Annotated in this window: 7 protein-coding genes; 1 reads left to right on the forward strand and 6 read right to left on the reverse strand. The window is 39.2% G+C overall.

All coding sequences use genetic code 11. The features are described 5' to 3' along the window. Both PX481_RS11015 and PX481_RS11020 read right to left on the reverse strand, forming a co-directional pair. Positions 1–221 (reverse strand): cyanophycin synthetase family protein (locus PX481_RS11015; RefSeq protein ID WP_288094583.1); only part of this gene is annotated, 221 nt, incomplete at its 3' end. 107 nt (positions 222–328) lie between these two features. Then, positions 329–1,183 (reverse strand): cyanophycinase, encoded by an 855-nt coding sequence (locus tag PX481_RS11020; RefSeq protein WP_288023887.1) that lies wholly within the window; start codon positions 1,181–1,183, stop codon positions 329–331. 373 nt (positions 1,184–1,556) lie between these two features. On the opposite strand from PX481_RS11020, the gene trmD reads away from it, so the two are divergent. Beyond that, a complete protein-coding gene (gene trmD, locus PX481_RS11025; protein WP_288094584.1) occupies positions 1,557–2,252 on the forward strand; it encodes a tRNA (guanosine(37)-N1)-methyltransferase TrmD in 696 nt (231 codons plus the stop codon). Between the two features lie 46 nt (positions 2,253–2,298). On the opposite strand, the gene pglZ is transcribed toward trmD, so the two are convergent. The 4 genes from pglZ to pglX all read right to left on the reverse strand — a co-directional run bounded on the left by pglZ (position 2,299) and on the right by pglX (position 9,260). Then, positions 2,299–4,797, reverse strand: a complete 2,499-nt coding sequence (pglZ, locus tag PX481_RS11030; protein ID WP_004266772.1) for a BREX-1 system phosphatase PglZ type A — start codon at positions 4,795–4,797, stop codon at positions 2,299–2,301. Positions 4,798–4,836: 39 nt separating this feature from the next. Beyond that, positions 4,837–5,178 (reverse strand): XisI protein, encoded by a 342-nt coding sequence (locus tag PX481_RS11035; RefSeq protein ID WP_193959344.1) that lies wholly within the window; start codon positions 5,176–5,178, stop codon positions 4,837–4,839. Beyond that, a complete protein-coding gene (locus tag PX481_RS11040) occupies positions 5,166–5,585 on the reverse strand; it encodes a XisH family protein (RefSeq protein WP_002766565.1) in 420 nt (139 codons plus the stop codon). The genes PX481_RS11035 and PX481_RS11040 overlap by 13 nt, the downstream gene beginning before the upstream one ends. 105 nt (positions 5,586–5,690) lie before the next feature. After that, the gene (pglX, locus tag PX481_RS11045) at positions 5,691–9,260 is read right to left on the reverse strand and encodes a BREX-1 system adenine-specific DNA-methyltransferase PglX (protein ID WP_288094585.1); all 3,570 of its coding nucleotides are present in this window, start codon (positions 9,258–9,260) and stop codon (positions 5,691–5,693) included. Positions 9,261–9,404: the final 144 nt, after the last annotated feature.

The raw sequence follows: 9,404 nt of genomic DNA on the forward strand, positions 1-9,404 counted from the left end.
CCAGTGCGGACTCGTTCAAAGAAACCGCCGCGATAACCGGGGGAGCAGTAATGTTCGACTAAACTGGGCAGAACGTCGATTAATCCCTCGTAAAAGCCGGGGATTTCATTCGATGGCTTCTCTGCGAGATCTTCGAGATCCAGACGCATAACAATGAGCTTGTCGCGACGAATACTCCAGTAGTTGGGACCGCGCAGGGTTTGGGTTCTGAGAATTTTCATGATATAGCTGGTGTTCGCTGTTGAGAAGCACAAAGAAGCCGTTGTTTATTGTCTGGTTTTCCGAGATGGGTAAACTGTTCATCGTGAACAGTTTTTCAGGAGTTTTTTTACGCCAATTTAGGGATCACTTGCTGTTTTTTGAGATGATAGCCATCACCGTAGGCAAGAATATGTACCCGCAGATTATGCAGACTCAGGGGTTCGTTTGCGGTGACGTGATGGTGGTTGGTGTGGGACATTTCCCTAGCATCAATTACCGTCACTGTACCGCAGCCGATTACTGTCATCATGCCATCTCGTTCAAACATAGCGCAGGTATCCTCATCGATGCCAATTCCTAAACGTTCGGGATAACCAGAGATAGCGCTCATTAACCGGGCCATGCGATTGCGATTGTGGAAGTGTTGATCGACAATGACTTCAGGAATGAGACCTAATCCCATGGCCATATCCACCAGGGCCCGATTGGGTGCTTCCCCGCTGCTGCCCCCAGCAATCATGTGATGACCCATAACGGCGGCCCCGGCGCTAGTTCCGGCCAGGGTGAGTTCTCCCTGTTGCACTCTTTGTCTGATTCTTTCCATCAGGGGGGTATCGGAGAGCAAACCGCATAAACGCAGCTGGTCGCCTCCGGTCATAAATACACCTGTACACTCTTCGATGTAGGCTTGGAATTGGGCATCTTCTCCCTGCACACGATCGCGAATATCGATAACTTTGACGTATTTTGCCCCCATTTCCTCGAAAATCTTCTGATAGCGATCGCCGATTAAAACCGGTTCTCTGGAAGCGGAGGGAACAATAGCGATCACTGCTTCGCTACCCCCAGCGCGATTCCAAAAGGTATGCAGTATCTCTTTACCGTGGACTTTATCCTCGGCACCTCCAATGACTAAAATCGCCGTTTTGAGAGATACGGGGGTAGGATTTTGGGAATGTTGGGTTTCTAGCTCGATGATCATGTCACTGAACGAATAGACATTTTTAGGGATGGAAGGTTTTTCGGGAAGATGGACAGGTATCTTGATGTTATTTTCCCTGAACAGTTAACGGAAAAAAATGCGGTTTAGGAATATTTTTCGGGACATCAAGCAATAGTAGAGGCGATTTTAGCAATTTTCTTCGATCCACTGGCAATGACGGACTGTTAGTTAACTTTAAGTCTAGGCTAGACTTCGATCACTCAAGCTAGAGCCAGAAAAACCCCTAGACAGTACAGCATAGTCTATCATGTTATTGAGATAGACTAGCGCAAAATTAGCAAGATTTTAACCGATCGAACCGTGACAAAATGATACATTAAACACTATCCCAGTCTAGGCCTTAGTTTTCCCCGTGCAGTTTGACATTATCACTCTCTTTCCCGATTTTTTTACTTCACCGCTGCAGTCGGGGTTGTTGGCAAAAGCTCTCGAACGCGATATCGCTAGGGTAAATTTGGTCAATCTCCGGGATTTTGCCCACGATAAACACCGTCGTGTCGATGATGAACCCTATGGTGGTGGTGTGGGAATGTTATTAAAACCAGAGCCAATTTTTGAGGCGATCGAGTCTTTAGAAATTTTACCACCCCGGGAGATCCTGCTGATGACTCCCCAGGGGGAACCTCTCAATCAAGCTTTACTGAAAACTTGGTCCAGTAGTTATCAGCAGTTAATTCTCATCTGTGGGCATTATGAAGGAGTAGATGAGCGGGTTTGTGAGCATTTGGTGACTAGAGAGGTATCTTTAGGGGATTTTGTCCTAACTTGTGGGGAAATCCCGGCTTTAGCGATTATTAACGGGGTGACGCGGTTGTTACCCGGGACGGTAGGTAAGGCAGAATCGTTGAAATTGGAGAGTTTTGAGGCAGGTATATTGGATTATCCCCAATATACCCGGCCGCCGGTCTTTCGCGGTTGGCAAGTGCCGCCGGTTTTGCGATCGGGTAATCATCAGGATATCGCTGATTGGCGCTATCAACAACAACTGGAGCGCACGAAGGAACGTCGTCCAGATCTCTGGCAAAAATGGCTAGAGGAACAGGATTAATCGCCAAAAATGCTCCCGTGGGGTGTGGGGTGTGGGGTGTGGGTACTTAAAAATCAAAATCACCGGTAAAGGAACGACGGATGGGATAGGAAACAGATTTATATTCTGTGAAATGGGAAGTATTGGTCAGTTTTTCTTCTAGTCGTAATAATACTTCTTGATTATTGATATTATTCCCTTGACTGGTTAGGATAAATCTTACTGGAAATTCTCGCTCTCTTGGATTTTCCGATGGGGAATCAAAAGTCAGTTCGTGGAGATCAGAAATTAACTCTCCTATGGGGGTATAGATGCCAGCTTTTAGCCTACGAGGTTGAACTTTATCGGTGACGGGTTTTTGTTGATAAAAAGTAACAGCTAGTTGCCCTGATGTAATGGTTGAGGTAGAGTTACGAATAATTTCCACTTCCACGGTAGAAAGATCCCCTCGTCTTTTTTTATTAACTTTAACAATGGGAATAATAATTTCCTGTAAACTTGCGCCACCATGAACAAAACGACTTCCCGATCCTTGGATTCGTAAACGACTAATAGATTTGGGAATTTGGATTTCTAGTTCTCCCGTTAAACCGATCTGTTGTGCTTTAAATTTTTTGAGTCTATCGGAGTCTTCTAGTGCTTTACCGATCAGAAAACGCCTATTTTTTTTGATGATTTTATCCCCTGGGACTTCCACCGTGGAAAAATCACTATTCTCGACATCACTATGTTGGTAAATGAACCCATGATCTGCCGTAATCAATAGGTTACTGGCATTGGCTCCCGTCAGTTTTTTAATGAGCTTATCGAGGTCAGAAAAGGTGTTTTCAACCACCTGAAAAACTTGTTTTTCTGTTGCTAATTTATCTCCGATCTGATCAATTTGATTGTGATAAACATAAACCACATCGTGATCTCGAAATAGGGAACGACTTCGATCCTGATTTAATTCTAATAATTCTTTGGCTTGAATAACTGTTGCTTTTTTTTGAATCTTTTGAAAGGCTTTTTGGATAATTTTACGCCGATTTTCTGTTCCTTGAGAGTCTTGTTGATCTACATAAACAGAATCATCAATTATTTCTAGTGTCTGATTAGGCAAAAGGGCAGCCATTCCCAGTGCAGTATAACTGGGTAAGAGAGTGATAGCAGCTTCTAGGGTGGCTTCATAACGATCCTCTTGACGAATTAAACTGACTAACTCATCCCCGATTTCATAGCGGAGAGCATCGGAAATAATGACACAAACTTTTTTATCTTTTTTCAAAAATGGTTCTACCCATTTGCTAAAAAATGACCTTTGTGAAGAGAATTCTATCTTGTTCCATTGGGTGACACTATCAACAAAGACTTGCCAAGAACTATTAAGGTTTAAAAGATAGGAATTTACATAACGGTTTTCAATTTCTTGACTAAGTTTTTCTGTCAGAGTAGGTTGAGCAGCCGCCACCAGATGATAAGTAAATTTACGGTAGAGTTGATCAATTTTAAACCAAGATTGACAATATTTTTCTAAGCCATCTTTGAGGGATTCGATGGATAAGTTAGCTTCATCTAAGACTTGAATAAACTGTGAGGCATAGTTAACAACTTCGTACAAATGTTTAAATTTTCGATACCAGTATCCTTGTTGACGCTGACGCACAATATTAATAACTTCATGAGTCGCAATGGTTCGATTACTAACCGATTGAATGAGATCATGAATTATTTTTAGGTCAATTAAGCTAAAATAATCTATTGAGATAAGTTCTTGATAACGTCGCTGGTTTAGTTTTTCCTTAATATTGAGCATTTTAGCACAATGATCGGATAAGCTTTCAAAAGATTTTTCAAATTGACGGCTATCTTTCCATCTGTTGAAAAAAATCAGGGCATCTTGTGTTAGTGTTTCCTGTCCTTCTAAGGCGTAATTATAACAGGATTTAAAGAGTTGTATGACAAAGTCTTTGATACTTAACTCTGAGGAACGATAACCATAAACTTGTTCCATTTGTTGCCAAAGAAATTTAGTTAAACCAGTGCGATCGCAGAGTTTAAATTTTTCGTCTTGTTGTTCGGCGTATTCTTTTAAGAGTTGTTCTAAAATGGAATCTAAACGGGGAGGTGCGGCAGTACAAACCGCCAACATTTTTAGGCGAATATTGGTTTTTGTGTCATGGGGTTGAAGTAATTGTTTTAGGGATTCTCGGCGTTTATTAGACAGAAAAAATTCACGATGAGGAGCAAGTACATCGGCAAATTCTGGACTTAGTTCTAATTCGTTTAGCCAAAGAGAAACTTGATCGCTGCTGAATTTTCCCTGTGCTAACTCCACATCTAGTAACCAGTTATCTAAATATTCTGGTTCTTTGCCTTCATGGTATAAGAGGAATTTTTGTTGAGGTTGTTCTTTTAAAACTCGGTATTTTAGTCCAAATTCGTTATTTTTTATCTCTATTTTTTCAATGTTTTCTAATTCTAATCTCTCGAAATCTGAGCGTAACTCTTTTTCGGTGTCATACCAAAAAACAATCCGGTGACGCTCAAAAAGTTTAGTTAAGGCTTGTTTAATCTGCTGATTCAAGGGGTTAACCTCCAAAATAGGCTGGATGTGACAGTAGGATTAAGAAATAGCAAAACTGGTAATTTTACGGCGTTCAATGGTTTTAAAAGCGAGGACAATTTGCTGAGGAGAAATGCCAAGATTGACTAATTCGTTAGCAATACCTTCTTCTGTTCCATCTTGTTGAATCCAAATTTTATTATCAATAATATTCAGATGAATTAGAGTGCCGTAGATTCTTTGGTTACGATGCCAGCCAGTTTCAATTAAAAGGTAGTGATCTCTAGTTTCATCAATCACTAATTCAATTTCACTTTCAGGATCCGAACCTAAAAAATTGCGATAATCTTCTAAAGCTTTAATAATAGCTTTTTTAAGATAAATTTTAGTTAAGTAATCCATACCACAACCTCCGCTTGATTGACATTAAAACTAAAGAGACGAATAATTTTATCTTCGATTAAAACTTGTCCTGCTTCTTCTTCAAAAATAGATTGTCGCACGTCTTCAGGAACGGCTAGATATAGCTTTCGTTCGGGTTCGTAGCGAGTTAATAAATGTTCGTATAAAACAAACTGTCCGACGGCTTCTTCTAAATCTTTCATTTCTGACGCACTGCGAAAACTCTTAATTTCAATAGCAATTTTTTCTAAATCTTTTTCGGCGGCAATTAGACGTTCTGCTCCTAAATCAACAAATAGGTTTTTTCTTCTCGCCAGCCTGATACGATAGGGATCATGAGTAATTGTCCACCCATCTTTTTGAAGGGCTTTTTTGACAATATCATGGTAATAATCACGGGCGGGCATAACTGTTCTGGGCAGCAAAATATACTTAAATCAGGAATGATAAATATTTTCTCATCCTTATCCCTAATATATCTTATTTCCGGGAATAAGGGAAGTGAGTTTATTTTAACCTAATCCTGTTATATTTTTCAGGGCTTTACCTAATTTAGTATAGTTGACTTTTACCCCATCATCAAGATCTATTTCCTTCTGGGCGATGGCTAAAGGATAGAGGGTTTCTTGTTCGTAGGTTTCTAATTCTCCGATCATTTTTTTGATTTGTTCGCTTTCTCGTAGGGCTTTGGTTTTTTCGGTTTTAGTCGCACTTGTACTAATTTCTATTTGTTGGAAGGTGTCTAGTTTTACTTCTAGTTTAAGCCGAAATTCCCGCAGATAGCTGTTAAGGACGATATTAACGGTATCAGGGCGATAACGATGGAGATAAATTAGGGCGTTAAATGTTCCTTTTGGGCTACTAAATAACCAATATATGGGACGTTTTTTATAACGTTTAGTGTGGTCATCATAAAAGTCTTTGAGAAAGTACTTTTCTAGGGATTTTCCGATCGCTTCTTCGATAAAGTTGAGGTTTTGTTGATAGTTTTTCTCCCCAAATGTGAGCCGCAGAAATTGCCGGAATTGTTCGGTTATATCATCACTAAACCAGTCCCCCTCAAGGATGGGGATAACGTTGGTTTCTGTTGGGGGAAAGGTGGGGTTTGGAATCTGTTTAAGGTAGTCTTGCAAGGTTTCTCCTTGGTTGGCTAAAATTAAGCCTTCTTTATCAAGAGAATAACGTCCAAACATACAACCCACCGAGTAGGAGATAAATTCTTTGATAGTATCTGCTAATAATCGTTTTTCTAAGTCTTCATCTATGGGAAAGTGGATAGTATTTTCCTCTTTATTTCCCACTTCCCACTTCTCACTTCCCACTTCTTTCTTATAACGATAATGGGGGTTACAGGTTAAGGTGATTTCTTTTAAGAGAACTTCGGGGGTTAATTCGTCTTCTAGTCCATAAGCTTCGATAAATATACTGTTATTTTCCTCCTCTAGTTTCTGCATTGCTAAGGTCATTTCTTGCCATTTCTGGCGGAGGTTTTGATAGGTTTCTTTCAGGGAAGTGGAAAGTGGAAAGCGGGTATTTTGTTCTAGGTTTTCACTTCCCACTCTCAAAAGTGGAAGGGTGGTAAAATCCCACGAGGTTTCGTATGAGTTCCAGTCTTGTTTTGATATGTTGACTAATTTAAAAATTTTGTCTTGATCTAAACTATGGTCAAGTTTTATATAAGGAACTTTTGCGACATCACCAGATTGAAAATTTAAGGTTGGATTAATTTCTGAATACAACTTTGTAAAAACTTTTGAATTCATAAAAATTAAAAGAGAAAATAATGTTTCTTTATCTCCAAATATGCAGCATCCCCCATTATCAAATATATAACCTGAGCCAAAATTTCTAATACTAAAATTACTTGATGTTACAGTAGACCATGTTAGTCCGGGTTTGAAAAAAAATTGTTCATTAGCAATAACTGAATGTGGAATTGCTTTTATTTCTTCTCCTTTATTAAACCAATTAATTAAATATTCGTTAAAACCATACCATTTTCGGAAACCTCCTCCTTTATTATAAGGAATCCATTTTTTATTATTCTTTACTACTTCATCAACTGATAAATAATTAATTGCACAATTATTTATATTAACTTCAACCCAAAATCTTAAAAATCTATTATTGTCTGTTGTCGTATTTCCTTTTCTAGGAAAGGCTATTTTTCCTATTGGGGTTCCTTTTTCAAAAATTTCTAAGACTCTATCACTCACCCAATAAGCGATCGCACTTCCTGGAATCTTCTTAAAATCACTAGCAGAAGCGCGGTAAAACCAACCACAATTAGGATTTTTTATTGCTTCTAATGCTTTAACGGGTTGAATATCTACACCTCTAAAATCCGATAATTTAATATATCCACCTTTAAAATTAGGTGAATTTTGATTAGAAAGGGTAAAGGTAGCAACTGGAATACAAGCTGGAGCAAAAGCATTATATTCTAACTGAACTAAGCTAGTTATTGTAGTTTTCTCTAAAATAAACTTTCTTAAGTTTTCATAAGAAGAAATAAACATCCAAACGTAGGGAGTAACAAAACCTATTTCACCTTTTTGTAAAGTCATTTCTACAATCCGCACCATAAAAGCAGAAAATAGATCCGATTTTACCTCACTATAATTATCCTGTAAAAAAGCCTTTAACCGATTATTCATCCCCTTGTTACCCATATAGGGGGGATTAGCCACAACAAGGTGATACTTAGGACTTAAAAAATCCGCCATATTTAACACATCTATTACCTTCTCGTGGGTTTTATATAACAATAACTGACTAGCGACATTGCGCTCATTTAATAACCCTATCATCCCCTGTACATCCGTCACCGTAGGACGAATTAACGCCCCAAAATTATCCGCCTCCTTAAACTCATGTAGTGTTTCTAATAAAGGCGCAGTAAACAAATCGCGCCCGACAAAATCTAGATAAGGCTGTAGCTCTTTTTCAGAAAACTCAACTTTTTTCAACACACAAATATTAGGCTGGATGGGTTTACGAAAAAATCGTCTTTCCTTTTCCCTCGCTTTCATGGTTAATGCAAATGCTGCCAAACTTCCCGCCCGTTCATCAATTTCTATGCCATAGAGATTATGGGTTAAAATCTTGCTAGGAATCTCATTTGCCGTATAACCTTCTTCCTCATATATTGCATAAAGTAAATCAAAAGCATAGACTAAAATATGTCCCGAACCACAAGCAGGATCACAGATTTTTATATCTTCAGGCGAGTTGATTTTTAAGTACCCATCTCCCACTTCCCACTTCCCACTATCCACATAATAGGACATTGACTCAACTAACCGAGACTGAGGACGGTTTAACATCCATAAACGCCCCAGGGAATTTTCTACTAAATAACGGACAATCCAATGAGGAGTAAATAACTGAGTTGCCGCTGGAATATTCTGGGGAGTGATTTTTTTATTATTTTTTAGTCCCTCAAAAACCTCGTCTTTTTTCTCAGAGATATAAAACTGATATAACCACCCAATCACCTCCACACTCTCACAATTTTCTGGAGTCATTGCCTCACGAGTATAAGCTAAAATTGAATTACCCGATAATAAATCATCGGGCATCAATAACTCGGTATAATCATCAATTCGTTCAAATAAATAGGGCATCAACTGATGATAATAATTACACACTCCTACAATTAATAAACGATAGGCTTCCCCTTGAGCATCATAACTCGGTGCAGTTCCGCTTAATAAATCAAAAATCTGCTTTCTGACCTGTTTATTCAGCATTTCCTCGTCAATATGTCCCGTTTTCGCCTCAGCCAAGATTTCTGGCTGAAACTGCCCCTCAGCAGCGGACACAACCCTAATGGAGTGATAGCGGTTGCTATCCATAAACCGCAAGGCACAAAAACGGTTAAACCAAGTATAGGCAACCTGTTCAATAAGCTGTTCTTTGCCTAAAACTTCGATTTTTTCGGCTAACTTGCTGATAGCTTTGGGATTTTCTCGTCTTGCGGCGCTATTTTCAGCTAAGACCACTTCTAACTTAGTCGTCATCTGTTCTCTGAGATAACGACGGGCATACTGAGCGAATTTTTTAAGTCTTGATGTATCCATAAGTAGGGTCTGCTGAAAAAGTTTGTTGGTGGGGGCAGGGTGTGGGGTGTAGGGTGTAGGGTGTAGGGTTTTACCGATTTTGAGGTAGTCAGTTACCTAATTTTCAGGGAAAAAGTACCTGAATTTTACCCCCGATCACTCCAA

This window comes from Microcystis sp. M53603_WE2 (genome assembly GCF_030065435.1).

Coding starts and splice junctions, on each gene's coding strand:
- PX481_RS11040 (WP_002766565.1), bottom strand. CDS start 5,585: ATGCCCGCCCGTGATTATTACCATGATATTGTCAAAAAAGCCCTTCAA.
- PX481_RS11035 (WP_193959344.1), bottom strand. CDS start 5,178: ATGGATTACTTAACTAAAATTTATCTTAAAAAAGCTATTATTAAAGCT.
- PX481_RS11020 (WP_288023887.1), bottom strand. CDS start 1,183: ATGATCATCGAGCTAGAAACCCAACATTCCCAAAATCCTACCCCCGTA.
- pglX (WP_288094585.1), bottom strand. CDS start 9,260: ATGGATACATCAAGACTTAAAAAATTCGCTCAGTATGCCCGTCGTTAT.